The sequence below is a fragment of the Gluconacetobacter entanii genome, from assembly GCF_003206495.1.
In the GTDB taxonomy this organism is placed as follows: domain Bacteria; phylum Pseudomonadota; class Alphaproteobacteria; order Acetobacterales; family Acetobacteraceae; genus Novacetimonas; species Novacetimonas entanii.
This window is the reverse complement of record NZ_NKUF01000013.1, coordinates 1-20322: the sequence shown is the minus strand read 5'-3', so window position 1 is coordinate 20322 and position 20322 is coordinate 1. Positions and strand designations below refer to the sequence as shown.

Annotated in this window: 16 protein-coding genes; 10 read left to right on the top strand and 6 right to left on the bottom strand. The window is 60.6% G+C overall.

Features of this window, described 5'->3' with window-relative positions; genetic code table 11:
- Positions 1–21: 21 nt before the first annotated feature.
- On the bottom strand, positions 22–2148 hold the full coding sequence (glgX, locus tag CFR72_RS07675; protein ID WP_110913435.1) for a glycogen debranching protein GlgX: 2127 nt from the start codon (positions 2146–2148) through the stop codon (positions 22–24).
- Between the two features lie 493 nt (positions 2149–2641).
- Between glgX and CFR72_RS07670 the strand changes: the two genes are divergently transcribed.
- The 4 genes from CFR72_RS07670 to CFR72_RS07655 all read left to right on the top strand — a co-directional run bounded on the left by CFR72_RS07670 (position 2642) and on the right by CFR72_RS07655 (position 7754).
- Positions 2642–4336: a carbohydrate porin gene (locus tag CFR72_RS07670; protein ID WP_408869960.1), complete on the top strand. Its 1695-nt coding sequence runs from the start codon at positions 2642–2644 to the stop codon at positions 4334–4336.
- Positions 4337–4518: 182 nt separating this feature from the next.
- Positions 4519–5913, top strand: coding sequence for an efflux transporter outer membrane subunit (locus CFR72_RS07665; RefSeq protein WP_167400328.1), 1395 nt, complete (start codon positions 4519–4521; stop codon positions 5911–5913).
- A 162-nt stretch (positions 5914–6075) separates the two neighbouring features.
- Entirely contained in the window at positions 6076–6252 is a 177-nt protein-coding gene (locus CFR72_RS07660) for a DUF3311 domain-containing protein (protein ID WP_110913396.1), read from the top strand.
- Positions 6249–7754 (top strand): sodium:solute symporter family protein, encoded by a 1506-nt coding sequence (locus tag CFR72_RS07655; RefSeq protein ID WP_233043619.1) that lies wholly within the window; start codon positions 6249–6251, stop codon positions 7752–7754. The genes CFR72_RS07660 and CFR72_RS07655 overlap by 4 nt, the downstream gene beginning before the upstream one ends.
- A gap of 160 nt (positions 7755–7914) precedes the next feature.
- Here CFR72_RS07655 and CFR72_RS07650 read toward each other — a convergent pair whose 3' ends face one another.
- Both CFR72_RS07650 and CFR72_RS07645 read right to left on the bottom strand, forming a co-directional pair.
- Entirely contained in the window at positions 7915–8382 is a 468-nt protein-coding gene (locus CFR72_RS07650; protein WP_110913394.1) for a hypothetical protein, read from the bottom strand.
- A gap of 93 nt (positions 8383–8475) precedes the next feature.
- Entirely contained in the window at positions 8476–8682 is a 207-nt protein-coding gene (locus tag CFR72_RS07645) for a cold-shock protein (protein WP_110095945.1), read from the bottom strand.
- A gap of 826 nt (positions 8683–9508) precedes the next feature.
- Between CFR72_RS07645 and CFR72_RS07640 the strand changes: the two genes are divergently transcribed.
- Entirely contained in the window at positions 9509–11881 is a 2373-nt protein-coding gene (locus CFR72_RS07640) for a mechanosensitive ion channel family protein (RefSeq protein ID WP_244182213.1), read from the top strand.
- A gap of 78 nt (positions 11882–11959) precedes the next feature.
- Here CFR72_RS07640 and CFR72_RS07635 read toward each other — a convergent pair whose 3' ends face one another.
- Positions 11960–12265 (bottom strand): hypothetical protein, encoded by a 306-nt coding sequence (locus tag CFR72_RS07635; protein WP_110913392.1) that lies wholly within the window; start codon positions 12263–12265, stop codon positions 11960–11962.
- A 272-nt stretch (positions 12266–12537) separates the two neighbouring features.
- On the opposite strand from CFR72_RS07635, the gene CFR72_RS07630 reads away from it, so the two are divergent.
- The 3 genes from CFR72_RS07630 to CFR72_RS07620 all read left to right on the top strand — a co-directional run bounded on the left by CFR72_RS07630 (position 12538) and on the right by CFR72_RS07620 (position 16771).
- A complete protein-coding gene (locus CFR72_RS07630; protein WP_110913391.1) occupies positions 12538–12930 on the top strand; it encodes a hypothetical protein in 393 nt (130 codons plus the stop codon).
- Positions 12931–12996: 66 nt separating this feature from the next.
- Positions 12997–15363, top strand: a complete 2367-nt coding sequence (locus CFR72_RS07625) for a TonB-dependent receptor family protein (RefSeq protein ID WP_244182206.1) — start codon at positions 12997–12999, stop codon at positions 15361–15363.
- Between the two features lie 10 nt (positions 15364–15373).
- Positions 15374–16771, top strand: a complete 1398-nt coding sequence (locus CFR72_RS07620) for a PepSY-associated TM helix domain-containing protein (RefSeq protein WP_110913390.1) — start codon at positions 15374–15376, stop codon at positions 16769–16771.
- Positions 16772–16882: 111 nt separating this feature from the next.
- On the opposite strand, the gene CFR72_RS07615 is transcribed toward CFR72_RS07620, so the two are convergent.
- The gene (locus CFR72_RS07615) at positions 16883–17554 is read right to left on the bottom strand and encodes an SCO family protein (RefSeq protein WP_110913389.1); all 672 of its coding nucleotides are present in this window, start codon (positions 17552–17554) and stop codon (positions 16883–16885) included.
- Between the two features lie 66 nt (positions 17555–17620).
- On the bottom strand, positions 17621–18085 hold the full coding sequence (locus CFR72_RS07610) for an Lrp/AsnC family transcriptional regulator (protein WP_110913388.1): 465 nt from the start codon (positions 18083–18085) through the stop codon (positions 17621–17623).
- 109 nt (positions 18086–18194) lie between these two features.
- Between CFR72_RS07610 and CFR72_RS07605 the strand changes: the two genes are divergently transcribed.
- Both CFR72_RS07605 and CFR72_RS07600 read left to right on the top strand, forming a co-directional pair.
- Positions 18195–19709: an aminotransferase class V-fold PLP-dependent enzyme gene (locus CFR72_RS07605; protein WP_110913433.1), complete on the top strand. Its 1515-nt coding sequence runs from the start codon at positions 18195–18197 to the stop codon at positions 19707–19709.
- 121 nt (positions 19710–19830) lie between these two features.
- On the top strand, positions 19831–20166 hold the full coding sequence (locus CFR72_RS07600) for a hypothetical protein (RefSeq protein WP_208629989.1): 336 nt from the start codon (positions 19831–19833) through the stop codon (positions 20164–20166).
- Positions 20167–20322: the final 156 nt, after the last annotated feature.

Sequence of the window (20322 nt, the reverse complement as noted above, 5' to 3'; positions counted from 1 at the left end):
GGGGTTTCCCGAAACCGCTGACTATCCTGCCACAAGGTCGAACAGCAGCACCGAACGTCCCACCGCGGGATAGGAAGTACAGGCCGGGAAAAGCCGTTCGTCCCCTTTCTCCTGATGGGCCATATTGGTATCCAGCAGCAGGCGCCAGTGCTGCTCCGCCACGGAGGGCAGCACGAACTGCACATCCTCATGCCATGAATTGAAGACCAGCAGCAGGGTCGCATCCTCCCCACGTTTCATGATCCCGGTCCTGCGCGCCCGCCCGTCGAGCATCAGGCCAAGGCAGCGGGTCACGTCCCAGTCACCGATCGCCATTTCATGGCCAGTGGCGTTGACCCATGTCAGTTCCTTGATATCGAGTTCACTGTTATAGGCTTCCGTCAGGAACCGCCCGCGACGCAGGATGGGAAACTGCCTGCGCAACGCCGTCAGGCGGGAGACGAACCGTACAAGCGACCCGTTACGTTCCGGCATCGACCAGTCGATCCATGAAATATCGTTATCCTGACAATAGGCATTGTTGTTTCCCAACTGTGTCCGCCCGAATTCGTCCCCCGCCAGCAGCATGGGCGTGCCCTGTGAAAACAGCAGTGTCGCCAGCATGTTGCGCATCTGGCGTTCACGGATACCGATGATCCGTGGATCTTCCGTCGGGCCTTCAACGCCATAATTGCTGGAATTGTTGTCCGACGCCCCGTCACGGTTTCCTTCCCCGTTGGCGTCGTTATGCTTGTCATTGTACGAAACGCAGTCATTGAGCGTAAAGCCGTCATGCGCCGTTATGAAATTGACGCAGGACCATGGCTTGCGCCCCTGATGGTCAAACAGGTCCGGACTGCCCAGAAGGCGTGGGGACAGCCTGCTCGCCAGTTGCGTTCCTTTCCAGTATTCGCGGACATCATCACGAAACCGGTCATTCCATTCGGCCCAACCCGGCGGAAACGCCCCCACCTGGTAACCGCCCGGCCCACAGTCCCAGGGTTCGGCGATCATCTTCACCGTCTCCAGCGTCGGGTCCTGCGAACAGGCCTTGAGGAATCCGGACTGGTTATCAAAACCGTTGGGTTCGCGCGCCAGTATGGTCCCAAGGTCGAAACGGAAACCATCGACATGCATTTCATCGGCCCAGTAGCGCAGGCTGTCGGTCACCATCTGGATCACGCGCCGGTGCGACAGGTTGACGGTATTTCCGGTGCCCGTGTCATTGACGTAATAGCGCGGCTTATCCGCCACAAGGCGGTAATAGGAAGCGTTGTCGATGCCCCGGAACGACAGCGTCGGCCCCAGTTCATTCCCCTCGGCCGTGTGGTTATAGACAACATCAAGTATGACCTCGAGCCCGACATCATGGATCTGCGACACCATTTCCTTGAATTCCCGCAAGGACTGCGCACGGTCAGAGGCATAGCCGGGGTCGGGCGCGAAAAAACCGATGGTGTTGTAGCCCCAGTAATTCCGTAATCCCTTTTTCAGCAGGTATTCATCACTGATGAAGCTGTGTACCGGCAGGAATTCGATGGAGGTCACGCCAAGGGACTTTATGTACTCCAGCACCTCGCGCACAGCCATCCCGGCATAGGTGCCACGCAGGCCTTCGGGCACATGGGGATGCTTTTTCGTATATCCCTTGACATGGGTTTCATAGATCACCGTCTGGTCCCATGGCAGCGGATTGCGACCCGATTGGCCGCGCCAGTCAAAATTCGGGTCTATGACGACGCATTTCGGCACAAATGGCGCGCTGTCACGGGTATCGAAGCTGAGATCCGCATCCCGGTGACCGATGGTATAGCCAAAAAGCGCATCGTCCCATTTCAGGTCGCCCATATGCGCACGTGCATACGGATCAAGAAGCAGTTTGTTCGGGTTGAAACGATGCCCTGACTCAGGCTCATACGGTCCATATACACGGTATCCGTAAAACTGCCCCGGCCGTACATCGGCAATCCAGCCATGGAAAATCTGGTCGGTATATTCCGGCAGGGTGATGCGTTCGACTTCCTTTTCCCCATGTTCATCGAACAGGCAGACCTCAACCCGGGAGGCATGGGCGGAGAAAAGGGAGAAATTGACGCCTTTCCCGTCCCATGTCGCGCCACGGGGATAGGGGGAGCCTTCACGCAGACGTGGATTTACCGGGTTGGTCATCGCAATTTCCTGCCCTGCAAGCAATGTCATATCCCGGCTAACCCACGGGGGACGAAACAGTTGCGGCATGGTGCGTTCCACGCGATCATCGCGACAGGTGATGACCTTGCAAATAAACCCGTTCACCTCGAATCTTTACTTTACAGTCGGAATACCAACAAAACACAGACCAAGTCATACGGGTATTTTTTGTGCATCGCAAAAAACTTACCTGTAATTTAATTTGTTTGACTGGCTTATTTTTTTGATACGATCCCAAGAAAACATAAAAAAGAAAAAACAATACTATGCCTGATACATCCCAGCGTTTTCCGGACATTTCCCATCCACAAACCGTCATGTCCTGCCCTGACCGGCAGGTTCATGTCCTGGTCCGACCGGACAGGAGGAATGCAGCGCGCGTACCATGACATGGCCTTCCCCACGGGACGGCACTCTGGAAAATCCATAACAAGCAAAACCTGACAATAATAAAAAAAGAACTGTCATGGTCATGAAAAACATGCCGCACGATTTCCGCACGGCGTCTTCGTCCCCGCGTGCGCTGCCTGCATTTATGTGTTCCGTCATGACGGCGGCGGCGAGCCTTGTCCTGCCACATTGCGCACATGCCCAACCCGTGGCGGACACCACCACATCGCACGCACCTGCGCCGTCCTCCCCTTCCGCACCCGTTCCGGCCCACCGCGAAAATGCCGAGGAATATGGCCCGACCCCGCGCAGCATACAGCGTCCGCCCAACACCCCCATTCCACCAAGCGGCGTGCCGCTGATCCCCACGGCCGGCCTTGCCCCGCTCAGCGTGGCGCCCATCAGCAGTCCCGGTGACAAGACATCGTTCCACAAGATCGAACTCGACGCGCTGAGCCATCATGAAGGGATTGCCGGCCTGCTTCCCGCCTCCGTGGATGCGCTGCGTGATACCGACCTCGAGGATCCCTACTACGTCCCGACCGCGGGCACCGGCCATCTGGTCCCGCAGCTTGGGGACTTCAGGTCCATGCTGCTCAACCATGGCGTCAGCTTCGCCTTTACCTACAAGGGGGAGGCCATGGGCGTCATTGACGGCGGCGTGCAGCGCGGGATGAGCTACGTCCATGAACTGACCGGGCAGGTCAACTTCGACCTTGAAAAGATGGCGAACCTGACGGGATGGTCCGTGCATACGCTGGTCATGGAGCGCGCGGGCCGCGCCGTAAGCCGCGACCGGGTGGGGGAATATTACGTCAACCTGCAGGAAGTCTATGGCCTGTCGGGACATATGGTTGCGCATCTGGTTGATTTCTATGCGGAAAAGAAGCTTCTGAACAATCACCTCGACATCACGTTCGGCCGCATGGCGCTGACCCATGTGTTCGCGACATCACCGCTGCTGTGCTCCTTCATGGTGACATGTTCCGCCCCCGTGGCCCTGAAGCTTGACCCCGGGTTCAGTGTCTATCCCAAGGCCACGTGGGGCGCGCGCCTGCGCCTGCGCCCCACGCGCGATACCGCCATCCAGCTTGGCGCGTATGAGGTCAGTCCACTCGCCAGCAATCCCAGCGGATGGGCATGGGGCAGCGAACCGGCGACGGGCCTGATGCTGCCTATCGAATTCACGTGGCAGCCGTTCCTGACGCGCAACCGCCTGCCGGGGCATTACGTGCTGGGATATGCCCATGACACCACGCGCTATCCCGACCAGATCGGGGTCAGCCTGCCTGCCGCCCTGCGCACGGCCGCCGGGCGGCAGCGTTCGGCGCCGATGGACATGTTCTGGTTCGAAGGCGACCAGATGATCTACCGCCGGGGGGGACGCAACCAGATGGCCGGTGGCTACCTGATGGCGGGATATATCCATAACACCCCGCATGTCACCTCCATCGCGGACCAGGCCTATGGCGGCCTGTCGTTCGCCGCCGTCATCCCGTCACGCATGACGGACCGCCTGGGCATCATGTATTCATGGTACCATGTCAGCCACCGCAAGGAAGAAGGCCAGGTCCTGATCCAGGATGCGGGCTACTCTCTCGGCAGTGCCGTGCGGGCGCCACAGACCAGTTCACATATCATCGAGGCCTATTACGCCATCGACGCGGCACCGGGTGTACTGGTCCAGCCGGAATTCGAATACATGATCCATCCGGGTGAAACGCACCACATTCCCAATGCGGCGCTTGTCGGCCTGAAGGTCATCGCCAACCTGTAGGGAATGGTACATTTTGTCACGACATGAACACACAAAGAAAGAAACAGATAAATATTTGAAATAAACAGGAAAAAGACAGGAAATATATTTCCACATATAAAGGTTTCATGGGAAGTTTCAGCATAGGGAAAATTGAATTCCGGAGTTTCCGCTTCTTTTCACATGTGTGCTTTCTTCTTGTCATGACAGGCCTGCTTGGCGCGTGTTCCGTTGGCCCCCACTACCACCCGGAACACGTCGCCCTTCCCGGGCATTATCACGAGGACGAAGCCAGCGATAAGGACTTCCGCCCGCAGGAACTGGTGCAGTGGTGGCAACAGTTCCATGACCCGATCCTTGATCGCCTGATCCTGCTGGCCTTCGACGCCAATCACGACATCCGTGCCACCGCGCAACGCGTCCTGGTCGCCCATGCCCTGCGCGATATCGAGGCATCGCAATGGTATCCACAGATCGATTTCAGCAGCCAGAATGGCGACCTGATGAAATCCACAAGCCTGTCGAATGCAATGCCGCATATCGACGAGCTGCCACGTGATCCGCATGCCTCCATGCTGTCGTACGGCTTCGGGGCAAGCTGGCAGATCGACCTGTTCGGGCGCATCGGCCATCAGGTGGATGCCCGTGACAAGATAATCGCGCAGGCACAGGAAAACCGGCATGCCATCATGCTGACCGTGTTGGCCGAAATCGCGCGGAACTACATGACGCTGCGCGGCACGCAGCATCGACTGGCCATCATTGACCAGCATATCGTCACGGCCGGACACCTGCATGACCGCGCCATACGCCTGCAGCAGGCCGGGGTGGGCAATACACTGCATGTTGCACAGACGGCCTCCCTGCTGCATGCCCAGCAGTCGCAGCGCGCGGTTTTGTGCAAGACAATCAGCCAGAGCATGCATGCACTGGAGATCCTGGTGGGGCGCCTTCCCGGGGACCTGCGCACGGAACTGGCCTCCACCGTACCGCTGCCACATGTGCCGCCCGCGCCCGAGACCCTGCCCGTTCGCCTGCTGCGCCACCGGCCCGACATACGCCGCGCGGAACGGGCCTATGCACAGGCGATGGATGATATCGGGACCGAAGTGGCCGGGATGTATCCCGACCTTGTGCTTCCGCTGACCTACAACCCCAATGCCTCCACCTTCTCGCAACTGTTCGCGGCGGGCGCACAGGCGTGGCAGGCGCTGGCCATGACGTCACTCCCGCTCGGGCATGGGGGGCAGCAGCAGGCGCGCGTCAGGTCCGCACAGGCCATCGCCGAGGCCGGGCGACTGAAATACCACCAGCAGATCCTGACGGCCCTACGGGAGGTGGAGGATGCCATCGTCGCATGGAATGGCAAGAAGACGCATGTGATCCTGCTGCACCAGGCGGCCCGGCAAAGCCGCCTGGCCAACCAGCGCAGTCGCCGGCTTTACGAGGCGGGGATATCCGACCTCCTGAACGTGCTGGAAACCGAGCAGTCGGCCCTGCGGGCCGAGGACACGGAATTATGCGCCCATATCGACTGGCTCCACAGGACGGTTGACCTGCACGTGGCACTCGGCAGCGGATGGGAAAGCCGAAGCTGATCCCTGTTTTTTCATGTCCGGATGAAATGCATCCATTGTGCGTCGCACAATTTTACTGGTGATATTTTTGTAATTACTTAGAAATATATATTAATACTTGACATATTGAACAATTTTTCAGATGTTCCTGCACGGCCACTAAAAACAAAAAAGACGGTCAGCATGAAACAAGCCTGTTTGCTCCTTCTCCCGTTCGTGGGCCTGCTGTGGGTGCCACTGTATAACCGCACGGACCCGATCCTGTTCGGTTTTCCCTTTTTCTACTGGTACCAACTGGCATGGGTGCCCGTCACCTCCGTGCTGATCTGGTGCGCATGGAAAGCGGGGAAACACTCATGAACACGGCCCCTGCGCCCGGCATGGCCGGGATTGGCGTTTTCATCTTCTTTTTCCTCGCCACCATCATCCTCGGCACGACCGTGCGCCTGTGGCGACCGCTGCTCTCACGCGGGCGGGCACGTCCCGCCACGGGGGGAAATGACGAATGGGGGCTGGGCGGTCGCGAATTCGGCGCGTGGATTACATGGTTCCTGGTGGGGGGGGATTTCTATACGGCCTATACGGTCATCGCCGTCCCGGCACTTGTCTATTCCACGGGGGCGTATGGCTTTTTCGCGCTGCCCTATACCATCATCGTCTATCCGTTCCTCTTTGCCGTCATGCCACGACTGTGGACGATCGCACGCAATGGCGGCCATTCCACTGCTGCTGACGTGGTGCGGGTACGCTTTGGCAGTCGCACACTGGAACTCGCCATCGCGGTGAGTGGACTGGTCGCGGTGCTGCCCTATATCGCGCTGCAACTGATCGGTATCCGCACGGTGATCGAGGCGCTGGGCTTTTCGGGCACCCTGCCGCTGGTTTTCGCCTTTGTCTCGCTCGCGGCCTATACGTGGCTGGGGGGACTGCATGCGCCTGCGCTTACGGCCTTCATCAAGGATGTCATGATCTATATCGCGGTGCTGGCCGCGGTGACGATCGTGCCGATCTATCTGGGTGGTTATGGCCACATGTTTTCCGTCGCGGCACGGCACCTGCCCCCGACGGCAACGGGGCAGCCACTGTCATCCTCGCAGGTCATCCCTTACGCGTCCCTGGCGCTTTCCTCCGCCTTTGCCGCGTTCCTGTATCCCCATACCCTGACGGGGATACTGGCGGCGAAATCTGCTGATACCATACGGCAGAATGCCGTCTTCCTGCCGATCTACACGATCGTGCTGGGCCTGATCGCGATGCTGGGCCTGATGGCGCATGCGGCGGGCATCGTCACCTCCTCCCCCTCGCAGGTGGTGCCACAGCTTTTCCTTGCGATCTTTCCGTCATGGTTTGCCGGATTCTGCTTTGCCGCCATCGCCATCGGCGCGCTGGTGCCTGCCTCGGTCATGGCGATTGGCGCGGCCAACCTGATTATGCACAACATCCTGACCGGGCATAAGAATTCGGTCGCAGGGGCACGGATCGCAGGTTTCGGCATCAAGGTGGGCGCACTGCTGTGCGTGCTGTTCCTGAACGCAAAATTCGCAATCGACCTGCAGTTGCTGGGCGGGGTCATCATCCTGCAGACCTTCCCCGCACTGGTTCTGGGACTGCTGCCGCTGCGCATGCCTGCGCCGGCACTGATCGCGGGATGGGCCATCGGGTCGGTGTCGGGACTGTCGCTGTGCTGGATCGACGGACTGAAGCCCCTGCACACGATCGGGGCCGGCACGATGACGGTCGCCGTTTCCACCGGCCTGCTGGCGCTGGCGATCAATATTGCCGTGACCATGGCCTGTTCGGTCGCCATGCGTGCTGCCGCACCACGGCAGGTTGCAGTCCCGGCGGAGCCGCAGGGGGAATGACCCCCTGATCGTTTCATAACGATGGATACCGGCCGCGCCCGGAAATGCGTTTGACTCATTGAAAAGTTTCTGGGTGCCGCCTTTTTTCAGGAAGGCGGCGTCCCTTGAAGCTTTTTGAAAAAAGCTTCACCAAAAACTTTTGTGAGTTTAGGACATTTTCTTATTCGGGAAGGTCTTTCTCCTTGCGTTCCTTTTCCGCGCCGATGCTCATGCGCTGGTAGATCCCCAGCACAAGCACGATCAGCGTGGCCGTCAGCAGCAGGAACACCGGATAGACCATGTCCGCCGGGCTTTTGTTGCTGACTTCGAAGACACCGACAAGGCCTTCGATAAATACGGCAATGATGATGGTGGTGATGAAACGGGTCAGGCTGACGCGGGCTTCGGCAAGGGTCTGCTTGCCCTTGGTCTGCACCACCTCTTCCTCGACAAAATATTTCGCGACATCAAAGACCGCAATGGCGATCACGACGTAGCTGACGGCCTGGATTACGGCATCGCGCATCCCCAGCCATGAAGTCCGCATTGCGAAGATCGGCCCGGAAATACCGTAGGCCATCAATGTCATGGCCAGCATGATCAGGACGATACTGGCGATGGCGAAAGCAATTCTTGACAGGAAGCGCATTTGAAACAAAGCGACCTCGCATCAGAATTTTTTCATATTATATTGTAACAGTCGCAAAAAAGGGGCGCCAGAGCACCCCTTTTCCCGTGGCAATCAGACAGCCTGCAGGTTTGCTGCCGACGTCTTGCCATTACGACCTGTTTCCAGTTCGTAGGTCACTTTCTGACCTTCATTCAGGCCATGCAGGCCCGCGCGCTCTACAGCGCTGATATGGACGAAAACATCGGCCGTGCCGTCATCCGCCTCAAGAAAGCCAAAACCCTTCTGGGCGTTGAACCATTTAACTGTGCCTGTAGCCATGACAGGACTCCTATATAACCCGGCAGCCATGCGACCTTGCATGGATTAAAACCCTTCATTTGCGGAGAAACTCGACAGTGCCTCCAGGGGCACGTGATAGCTTTACCGTGGCAGAAAAGTTCAGCCGTGCGCCTTACATAAATCAAAGCACTTTCAAATGCACGGTTTTTATTATTCCAGACACAGAATATTTCATGTCATTCGCGGAAATACAGGGAAAATCAGGCATCATGACCCTGTAAAAAAGACTTCTTCACACCCGGCGCACCTCCCTCAGGCGCATCCATGACCGTCGCACGGCACCGGCGCGGGGACAGAACAGGCCGTATCAGGACCGTTGGGTTCCATCGCAATGACTGCACCGGTCCCACCCGGGGATGCATGTCCGTTCCCGGTGCCGGTCATGTACATACGCACGCGCCGGGGAAGCATAGCCGCCCCCAATCCTGAATATTCCATGTATCATATAATATTTATTCATATATTTACTATATAGAATGGATCATACACACAAATACCCGTGTCAATACCATGTATATGTCTGGGAAATAAAACAATTTATCGCATATCAGGGCAGCATTTTAAGGCATGCGTTTTGCCATTCATGTCTGCGATAACCCACGCCGCCTGTGTGGCATGCTGAATGAAGCCCCCGCATTTACGTCACGGACAGGCTGGACATTGCTGTCGGGACGGAACGTGGATCATGCGTCATTCTCTGGATATTCCTCATTGGGGTGCGACCTCCCTGCCCCGTTTCCCGCGGCCCCGCGCGACACGCAACCGTCCTGCATCCGTGATGCTGCGCATGGTCGCGGTGATGGTGATGCTGCTTTCGATCGGGGGCGTCTGCCCCCCGGCACGTGCGGAAGAGGCCACCTCCCCGGGCATGACTCGCGAACAGGCCCAACAGGTCCTGTCGGTCATCAATGATCCCGAAAAACGGGCGGCGTTTGAAAACACGCTCTCGGCCATTGCCACGCAACTGCCACCGCCTGCACCCGTCACGCCGCCCGCACGGCCCGCGTCCCATGCCGCCACGGATGCCCTCTCCGTCCAGCCTGACAGCCTTGGCAGCGATTTCGTGCAGGACATGACATCGCTGCGCCATCGCCTGCTGGTGCAGGCCCAGCATTTTGTCGCGCTTTTCGGTGACCTTGTCTTTGTGGTGCACTGGACGCACACGGTCCTGACCGATCAGCAGTCGCGCGGCATCATGCTTGACGCGGTGGGACGGGCGACTTTCATCCTGCTGATCGCCCTTGCGGCGGAGCATGTCTTCTCGCTCCTGCTGCGACGCCCCCTCAAGAATGTTACGGCCCGTGCCATCGCCACCGAACAGCGCCTTGGCCAGGCCGCGGCCACGACCACGACACAGGCCGGGTCCGATACGGATACACAGCAGACACAGCAGCAGGATGCACAGGCGCAGCACGCGACATTGCGCCTGCTGGCACGCGTGCCGTATTCGCTTCTGCACCTGTTGATAAAACTGCTGCCGGTGGGTCTGTTCCTTGCCCTGGGATATGCGTTCGCCGCCCTTTTGACGACCACGCATCAGGCGGCCCTTGTCACGATCACGCTGACCAACGCCTATGTCGTCGCGCGCGTTGTCTATCTGCTGATGGAAACGCTGTTCGTTCCACATTCGCCTGCCATTCGCCTGTGCAATGCCAGCGACCAGACCGCCTTCATGGTGACGCGCTGGCTCAATTTCCTGGTGGCGGCGCCTTCGGTGGTGGTGTGCCTGTCCACGCTTGGCGGGGTGTTCGACATGCCGGCACGCGGGACGGAGGCGATCATCCGTACCGTGGTGCTGGTGGAACATGTGCTGGTTGCGATCTTCACATGGCGGGTGCGCATGCATGTGGCCGTTGCCCTGCAGCCATCCGAACGCCTGCGCAAACAGCCGTTCTGGATGTTCATGGGCAAGCTGGTCTACCTGTGGTGGATCCCGGCGATGTTCTTCAACTTCGCCCTGTGGCTGATCTGGGCGACGCATATCAGCGGCGGGTATGAATGGATCATCCGCACGGTCATCCTGACGACGCTGGTCGTGATCCTGTCGCGCCTGTTCTCGGTGCTGGCCTACAACCTGCAGAACCGCCTGTTCCATATCTCTCCCGCGCTGGAGGCCCGCTATCCCGGCCTGCAGGCGCGCGTGGACCATTATTATCCCATTTCGCGCAAGACACTGACCTTCCTGCTCTATTTCGGGACTGCCGTGCTATTCCTGCAGTCACTGGGCCTGCCGGCGATCCATTTCTTCATGTATTCGCGGCTTGGCACCAAGGTCATCGACGCGATCCTGACGGTGCTTGTCGCCTATACGATCGCGATCATCGTATGGGAAGGCGTCAATGCGGCGCTCCAGACACAGATCAACCATTTTGACGCCACCGCGCAGGAGGGACGGGCCAGTCGCCTGCGCACCGTCCTGCCCATCATCAAGACGGTGCTGCTGGCGATCATCGTCATCATCGTGGCGGTCACCACGCTGTCACAGATCGGGATCAACGTGGCCCCCCTTCTGACGGGTGCCGGGATCATGGGCGCCGCCATCGCCTTTGGCGCGCAGAGCATGGTCAAGGACTTCATCACCGGCTTCTTCATGCTGGCGGAAAATTCCATCCAGGTGGGCGACTGGGTCACCGCCAGCGGCATTTCGGGCACGGTGGAACACCTGTCGATCCGCACGCTGCGCCTGCGCTCGGTCAATGGGGACCTGCATATCATCCCCTTCTCCGAAGTGTCGTCCATCGCCAACACCTCGCGCGACTACAACCTCGTGGTCACGAATTTCATGATCGACCTGAGCGAGGACCCGCAGCGTGTGGCAACGATCCTGCATGAGGAACTGGAAAAACTGCGCAAGACCACGCAGTACGGGCACCTGATCCTGTCGGAATTCTCGTTCCTCGGGGTCGAGCAGGCCGATGGCAACGGTGCTAGCTTCCTCGGGGCGTTCCGCACGACACCCGGTTCGAAATGGAAGGTCTATCGCGCCTATTACAGCCGGCTTGCGGTCAGGATGAACAGCGAGGGGATCAAGTTCCCCGCGCCCAGCAACATCAACCTGCTGGGCAACATGCCCGGCGCGCCTGCGCTTGACATCCGCATCAGGGAGGCAGCGCCCCCGACGCCTGCACCAGCACCAGCACCGGCACCGGCACCTGCGGATGCGCATCCGCACGCCTGACATTCCCTGCGCGGGGGTATTCTCCTGCCCCGCCCCTGCATCCATGCGCAGGGGCGAAGCCGGGGAGAAGGCCGGTGGTCAGGCCACGCGGATCTCGACCTTGTGCAGGCCCTTGAGGGCATGCGCATCGGGATGGCCGACATGGAACGGTTCGGACGGCAGCAGCTTCAGGTCGGAAATGTCCGTCAGCGGCAGGCAGCTCCACTGTCCGGTGGGCGGCACGCCCTTTTCATGCGCATCTTCACCGCGATAGATCAGGACATGCGCGACCCCATCGGTTTCACCCAGCGCATGCGGTGAACCCACATAGTTCTTTTCGTCGAAGGTGAACCCGACAACGACTTTTTTCTGGATTGCCTCACGCAGGCTATCATGAACTGACATCAATATTTTCCATCTTGACTGGAGAAGGCTTCGTACACCGTCTGTTATAACGGAGCCCGCCTTTATACCCTTCCCGCCCGGACAGAGAAGTGGGCCATGCTGCCGGCGCACGCAATCCAGCCCTGCATTGCGCCACCACCACGCAGACATGGCAACCCGACAGGCGTCTGATGGCAAAGTTTGCAATTGCCTTGTCCTGCATCACCCGTCAAAAGGGAATCTGGCCGGCTGCATGTTCCTGCCGGCGCACCCGTTTCCATGAAGGTCACGCAATGACAGCCAGACGACAGCAGGGAGGCCCGATCATCATCGCATGGCCGCTGATCCTGCTGGCGCTGGTCGGCCGTATTGCGTTTGGCGGGCTGGCCGCCCCGGATAACGTGCTGCACCCGCAAAGTGAGCAGCAGTCCCTGCTGTCGATCCTGTGCGCAGGCGACATGCCCGCGGATGATGGCCACCATGACCATCACCTGCCCACGGCCGACATGGCGACCGTACTGGCCGAAGCGCACGGACTGGACGCCCCCCTGATGTCGGGGGCCGGTTTCGTGGGGCCGGGTATGTTCGCGATGCTGGCCGGGTCGTGGATATTCCCGCCGGTTCGCGGGCCGCCACGGGCACGGTATTCCGCCCTGTGCCCGCAGGGGCCCCCTCACCTGAACTGAATCTGCCGCCTTCTGCCCCCGCCATTGCGCGGGCGCGCCCGATTCATCTTTCAGGTTCCTTCAATCATGCGTTCCACATTCAATGCGCCGTCGCGCCTTATGGGCGTTGCTGGCTGCATGGTGGCCGTCGCGGCCTGTGCCGCGATGTCGCCGGCCCATGCTGCCGACGTGCCCGCACATCGCGCCACGCCAGCGCCCCCACATCAACATGCCCGGCATCAACATGGCCTGGCGCCCCGTCCCGCGCCGCAGACGACATCCGGTACAGGCGAACGGATTACCGTCATCGGCACATCGCATGCGCCCGCGACATTCCATCCTGCCGGCCAGACGACCTACAGCGCCCCGCGCGAAAACTTTGCCAACCATGTCGGACAGAGCGTGGCCGACATGGTGGTGACCATCCCCGGCGTCAGTTTCGTCGCGGGAAACGGTCCGCGCGATGTCGTGGTGTCGGTCCGGGGATCGGGCGACCGGCAGGCCTATGGCATGAAAAACATCCAGGTTCTGGAGGACGGCTTCCCCATGACCCAGCCCGACGGGACGGCGCGCTCCGACCTGATCGACCCGCATGCCTATGACGGGGTGGATGTCTTCCAGGGTCCGGCCTCCACCGTGTTCGGCAATTACGCGATCAATGGCGCAATCAATTTCCGCACGCGCCAGGGCGCGGATATCCACGGGGTGGAGGTCGGGTCGGATTTCGGCAGTTTCGGCATGGTCAACAACTATGCCACGCTGGGCCTGTCGGGGCGGAAATATGACCTTGTCATCTTTGGCAGCGACGTGCGCGGCAACGGCTTCATCGCCAACAGCGCCTACCAGACCTCGACGGAGAACCTGCGCCTGCGGGTCAACCTGACGCCGTCGGACCGGCTGGTGGTGAAATTCGTCAACAACATTACCGATACACGCCTGCCGCTGCGGCTGTCGCTGGCGCAATACGCCGCCAACCCGTTCCAGTCGGGATGCGCCAGCGCCAGCCACGCGGCCGCCGGATGCGCCACGGTCAGCCTGCTGGCCAATGGCAGCTATGGCGCGCGCATCGCCGTCAGTCCGCAGGCGGCAGGGCTTGGCCGCTTCGACCGCCGGACAGTTGCGGGCATACGCTGGGAGCATGACGTCAACGCATCAACCACGGTCCACACGCAGTTCACCTATGACCAGCGGCATATCGACCAGCCCACCTCGCCCTATGCCTATACCGGCCCGTATGATTCCTATGCCGGCAGCAGCGATGTCACGAATACGGCGCATGTTGCCGGCATGGCGCTGAACAGTTCCGGGGCCATCAGCTTTGACGACCTCGACGCCCTGTCCGCGGTCCGCAATGTCACGACAGCGGGCCATGACCATCCTGGCGCCCTGACGCAGTCAAGCTGGAGCCACCAGTGGAACGCGGGCCTGCGGTTTCAGGAGGACCTGCAGTTCGCACGGGCGTGGCACCTTGTCGTGGGGCTGGGGGGCACCTATTCCGGGCTGAGGGCGCAGGAGACACTTTTCACCAGCAGCGCCAGCGGCACCAGCCGGCGTCCTGTCGCCGCCGACCGGCATTTCTTCAACCTTGCCCCGGAGGCCGCGCTGACCTATGCGCCCTCACGCGACTGGACGCTGCATGCGCGCGTGGGCACGGCCTATGCCACGCCCACCACGTCAAACCTGTTCATCACACCGCAGGGCACATACGGGAACAACACCCGGCTGAAGAGCGAGACAAGCCTTGGCTTCGATTTCGGGGCGGACTGGCATCCCTCCGCGACCCTTGATGTACAGGCAACGGGTTTTTACGAATTCTACCACAACGAACTGGTCAGCCAGTCGGCGGGCGTAAATACGGTGGGGGCCTATACGTTCAACGCCCCCGCCTCCCAGCATCGCGGCGTGGAGGTGGGTGCGACGTGGACGCCCCTGCCGCGCACGCTGTCGGGTGCGCGGATCATGCTGAGCTATACCTACGACAACCAGATCTATACCCGTTATACCGAAGTCCTGTCCAACAGCACGATGTCGCGCGCGCTGGACCGGTCGGGGAACAGCATTCCGGGCGTCATCCCGCATTTCCTCAATGCGCGTGTCCTGTATGACCAGCCAACCGGCCCGCTGCAGGGACTGGGCGGTTATGCCGAGGTCACGTGGCGGGGCGATTACTGGCTGGACAACGCCAATCTGCTCAGGGCGCCGGGATACGCACTGCTCAACCTCGAACTGCATTACGACCCGCCTGCACGTTTTGGATGGGCGCAGCGGCTGCATGGATTTTTCGAAATACAGAATGTCGCCAACCAGACCTACATCGCCGGGGCAACGAACATTACCGACACCCTGGCATCCAACGGGCATAATGCAGGGGCGGCCGTCCTTGCGACCAGTACAGGCTCGATCTATGCCGGATCCCCACGCGCCTTCTATGGCGGCGTGAAGGTCCGTTTCTAAGGACGCCCCCATGAACATCCCCCATGATACCCGCCCCCGCCGCACGATGCGCGCGCTGTGGCCCGATTACCGCATGGTCTGGCGCTGGCATTTCATTGCCGGGCTGCTCTGCCTGCCTTTTGTCGCTTTCCTGTCGCTGACGGGCAGCATTTACCTGTTCAGGCCACAGATTGATGACCTGATCGACTGGCGTTACGAACATCTTGCCACAAAGGGCGACGTGGCCGCGCCCTCACGGGTGGTCACGGCCGCGCTTGCGGCGGTACCGGGATCGCACTTCCTCGCCTATGAACTGCCACGCACATCCCACAGCGCGGTGCGTGTGATCGTCAGCCACGGCGGCGACGCCATACGTGTCTATGTCGATCCCCAGTCCCTTGCGGTCCTGAAGCAGGTTTCCGAAGAACATCGCTTCGAGCGCATCATCTTCAATCTGCATGGGCAACTGCTGCTTGGCAATGCAGGCTCCATGATCGTGGAGATGGTGGCGTCATGGACGATCGTGCTGGTTGTGACCGGCCTGTACCTGTGGTGGCCGCGCGGACGCACGGGGCGGTCCGGCGGCATTGCATATCCGCGCCTTGCGGCCGGGGGACGCCTGCGCCTGCGTGACCTGCATGCCGTCACCGGCGCGTGGCTGTCCATCTTTGTGGTGCTGTTCCTTGCCTCCGGCCTGCCATGGTCGTTCGTGTGGGGGTATGCGTTGCAGTCCGTTGAAAAAACCGTCGGCCGCTTCACGGCAATACAGGACTGGGAAATCGGCCATGTGCCCGCGCGCAACGTGATCGCGGGGACAGGCGGTACGCCCGCGGCAATGGACGCCATGGCGGGGATGAAGGACATGCCCGCCATGCCCGGCATGGATATGCCGCCCACCCCTGCGGCGGATGCCCCCGTCGATGGGGCCGCGCTCGACCGGGTGGTGTCCACCGGGGCGACGCTTGGCCTGCGCTATCCCGTGCTGGTGACACCCCCGCCACAGGCCGGACGGGCATGGCGGGTGCGTTCCGATACGCAGGACCGCCCCTGGCGCATGACGGTCGATGTCAGCGCCAACGGCCATGTCGAGGGACGCGATAGGTTCGCGGACAAGCCGGTCATCGACCGGGTCATCGGATATGGCGTGGCCGCCCATGAAGGGCAACTGTTCGGGATCGCCAACCAGATCCTCAACCTCGTGGTGGCGGTCGGCCTGCTGGGCATGAGTATCGCAGCCTTCCTGATGTGGACCCGCCGCAGGCCACCCGGACATATTGGCGTTCCGGCGTCGCTGCCGGATGGGCGCATCGGGGGCGCGGCCATGGCCTGCATCGTGGTCATGGGGATCATGCTGCCGGAACTCGGCGCCGCGCTGGTGGTGATTGTCCTGCTCTCCGCCCTCATACGACCTGAAAAAGGAAGTTCCTGAAAAAAGTTTTTGGTGAAGATTTTTTCAAAAAGCTTCAATAAGCGCCGTCTTATTTGAAAAAATTGCTCCGCCGGAGACTTTCACCCACAAGCAATTTCCGCCCTCCCCTTGCTATTGGGCAGGCAACAGGTTGCGCAACCGCGTGGCAATTTCCTCGGCACTGGAATCCACGGGGAACATGGACACCAGATGGTTGCGCCCATCCATCAGGAACAGCATCGAACTGTGATCCATCTGGTAATTCCCCGCAGTGGCGGCTGTCATCTGCCGGGGACGGACCATGACGTGAAACTCCGCCGCCACGTTGCGGATCGCCTGCGCATCCCCCGTCAGGCCGACAATGCGCGGGGAAAAGGAGGTGACATATTCATGCACCCGCGCCGGGGTGTCACGCGCCGGGTCGATGGAAATGAAAACCGGCACGACCTGCGCCCCACGCGCGCCAAGCCGGTCCAGCGCCGCCGTCACGGTCGCGAGGGTCAGAGGACAGACATCAAGACAGTGGGTATAGCCGAAATACAGCAATGTATAATGGCCATGAAACGACTGCTCCGTCACGACATGGTCCGTATCGTCGGTCAGGGTATAGGGACCGCCGATTTCCTCCGCCGGCCTACCAAGCATCAGGGCGCGAAGCCCCGCCGCCGCGCACAGCAGCACGGCAGTCGCGGCCATCAGGCCGAGCAAGGCACGGCGTTCGCGGCGTTTGCGCACATCCGGCGCGATGCCACGGGCGTCCTTACGCGCGCGCGCCCTGCCGGGGGAAGAAGACGGTTCCTTCATACCCCCGTCCCTATCCCATCCGCGCGCGCAATACCACGACCGCACGCATGACGGTGTACATGCCCTTCAGCACACCGGCAGGTCACGGTTATTGGCGATGGCCTCCATCGTGATGTACGACGTGATGGAATCCAGTTCGATCTGTTCGATCAGTCGCTGGTAGATCGCATCGAACGCGTTCATGTCCTCCGACATGATCTTGAGCATGTAATCATAGTCGCCCGCGATGCGGTAAAAGTCGATGACATTGGGAATCCCCAGCACGATCATGCGGAATTTCTGCAACCACTCGCGCGAATGGTGACGGGTGCGCACCATGACGAACACCGTCAGTCCCAGGCCCAGCCGTTCCGTGTCAAGGCGCACGGTCTGCCCGGTGATGACCTTCCTTTCCCGCAGGGCCTGCACACGCCGCCAGCACGCATTTTGCGACAGCCCCACACGATCGGCCAGTTCGCGTTGCGACAGGCTGGCGTCATTTTGCAGCGCGCGGAGAATCCTCTGGTAAAAATGATCCATATTTTTGCTCATTGTGGATCATATGACCACAAAATGACGAAAACAAAGCAGAAAATGGGAAAACACCTCCCGTAATGGCAGATAGGCTCTGCGCAGCACGACAGTCATGGGAACCCCACAGATGCACGACCCGGCCACCCTCTATGGCTCCTTCGCCAACAGCCTGCGCGATGGCGACACACTCGCCCTGCTGCGTGCCGGACTGATCGGCGAAGGTGCGATGATCCCCGGCCCCTTTGGCGCACATAAACTGCTTTATGCCGATTATGTGGCGTCTGGCCGTCCCCTGCGGCAGGTGGAGGACTTCATCGCCACCCATGTCCTTCCCTATTACGCCAACAGCCATACCGAGGCCTCGTTCTGTGGTGCCTACATGACCCGCATGCGCGCCCATGCCCGGGCGGAAATCGCCCGCCTGTGCGGCGCGGATGACCGGTTTTCCGTAATTTTCACCGGATCGGGCGCAACCGCCGGGATCAACCGGCTTGTCCACCTGCTGGGCGTGGCACAGGACGCCCGGGCGAGCGAGCGGGGGCGGCCGATCGTCTTCATCGGACCTTATGAGCATCATTCCAACATCCTGCCCTGGCGCGAAAGCGGCGCCGAGGTCATCGAAATCCCCGAGGCGGACACCGGCGGCCCCGACCTTGTGGCCCTTGAGCGCGCCCTGCATGAAACGCCCGCCGGCAGGCTGCGGGTCGGGGCATTTTCCATCGCATCCAACGTCACCGGCATCATCACCGATGCCGATGCGCTAAGTGCGCTGCTCCGGCGGCATGGGGTGCTGTCTGTCTGGGACTATGCAGGGGGTGGCCCGTACCTGCCGGTGGACATGAAGGCCGGGACCCCGTGGGAAAAGGACGCCGTCGTGCTGTCCGCCCACAAATTCGTCGGCGGCCCCGCCGCATCCGGCGTCATGGTCGTGCGCAACGCGGCCCTGCGACAGGCGCGCCCGACCGCCCCCGGTGGCGGTACGGTGCGGTTCGTCTCCCCCTGGGGGCATGATTATTCCCAAAGCCCCATCAGCAGGGAGGAAGCCGGCACCCCCAACGTGATCGGCGATATCCGCGCGGCCCTCGCCTTCATGGTGAAGGACGCGATCGGGGAGGATGTGATGGAGGCGCGCCATGCCGAACTGCGCCAGCGCGCATTGTCGGTCTGGTCACGCAATCCGTTCCTGCGCATCCTTGGAAACCCGCGTGCCACCGCCCTCCTGCCCTTCTTTTCGTTTCAGGTGCGCGACCCGGATACGGGCGCACAGGTCCACCAGCAGCTTTTTACCCGCATGCTGTCGGACATCTACGGCATCCAGGCACGTGGCGGATGCGCCTGCGCGGGGCCATATGCGCATCGCCTGATGGGGATTGACCAGACCCGGTCGGACACGCTGCGCGCGGCCATCCTGTCGGGACAGGAAATCGACAAGCCGGGGTGGGTGCGCCTCAATTTCAGTGTGCTGATGGATGATGCAAAGGCTGATACCCTCATCCATGCGGTCGATACCCTCGCCCGCAGGGCCGCAGGCTTCGCATCCCTGTATGAGTGCGATACGCATAACGCACGATTCAGCGCCCGTCCCATGCCGCAGGCGCGGATTGCGGCGCTGTCGGACCATGCCGGGACCGAACAGGCATGAGGACGCCCGGTTCCCGCCGTCCTGCCGCGCAGGGCAGCGCCACGTTGATACGGATTGCCTGAACGGCAGGTTCACGGATACGATGCGCCCGGTGACGCAATCTGCGCGATAGGGGATTTTGTTGAACATCAAGCGCAACCTGCTACTGGTCGCGGCGGCCGTGACCGGCCTTTGTGTCCTGCTGCTGATGGGCGGTTATTTCGTGTGGTCGGACCATAAGGACGTGGATTTCGCACGGCACAACACCCTGATGAAGCATTCGCAGGAAGAGGCCGCCTATGCCCGGCAGCTTGACGAGGCGAACCAGACCGTCGTGCGTGACCAGAGCGTGTTCCTTGACGTCCATCTTGCGGATTTCGACAAGATGGCCAGCAGGGAGGACAAGGCATGGCTGTCGCAGGAAGTCAGGAAATTCGACATCAGCCGCGTCAAGGTTTTCGACGGCGAGACTGTGTAGAATTTTGTGCGGTGGCACTTTTTCAGGCCATTGGGAAACGATCATCGAACATGATGGCGAGCTGGCATCTGACAGCATACCATTCGCTCACTGAGCGCTTCCACTCTGAGGAGGTAGCATTGAGCGCCAGGTAAATCAATTTTGCTGCGGCCTCGT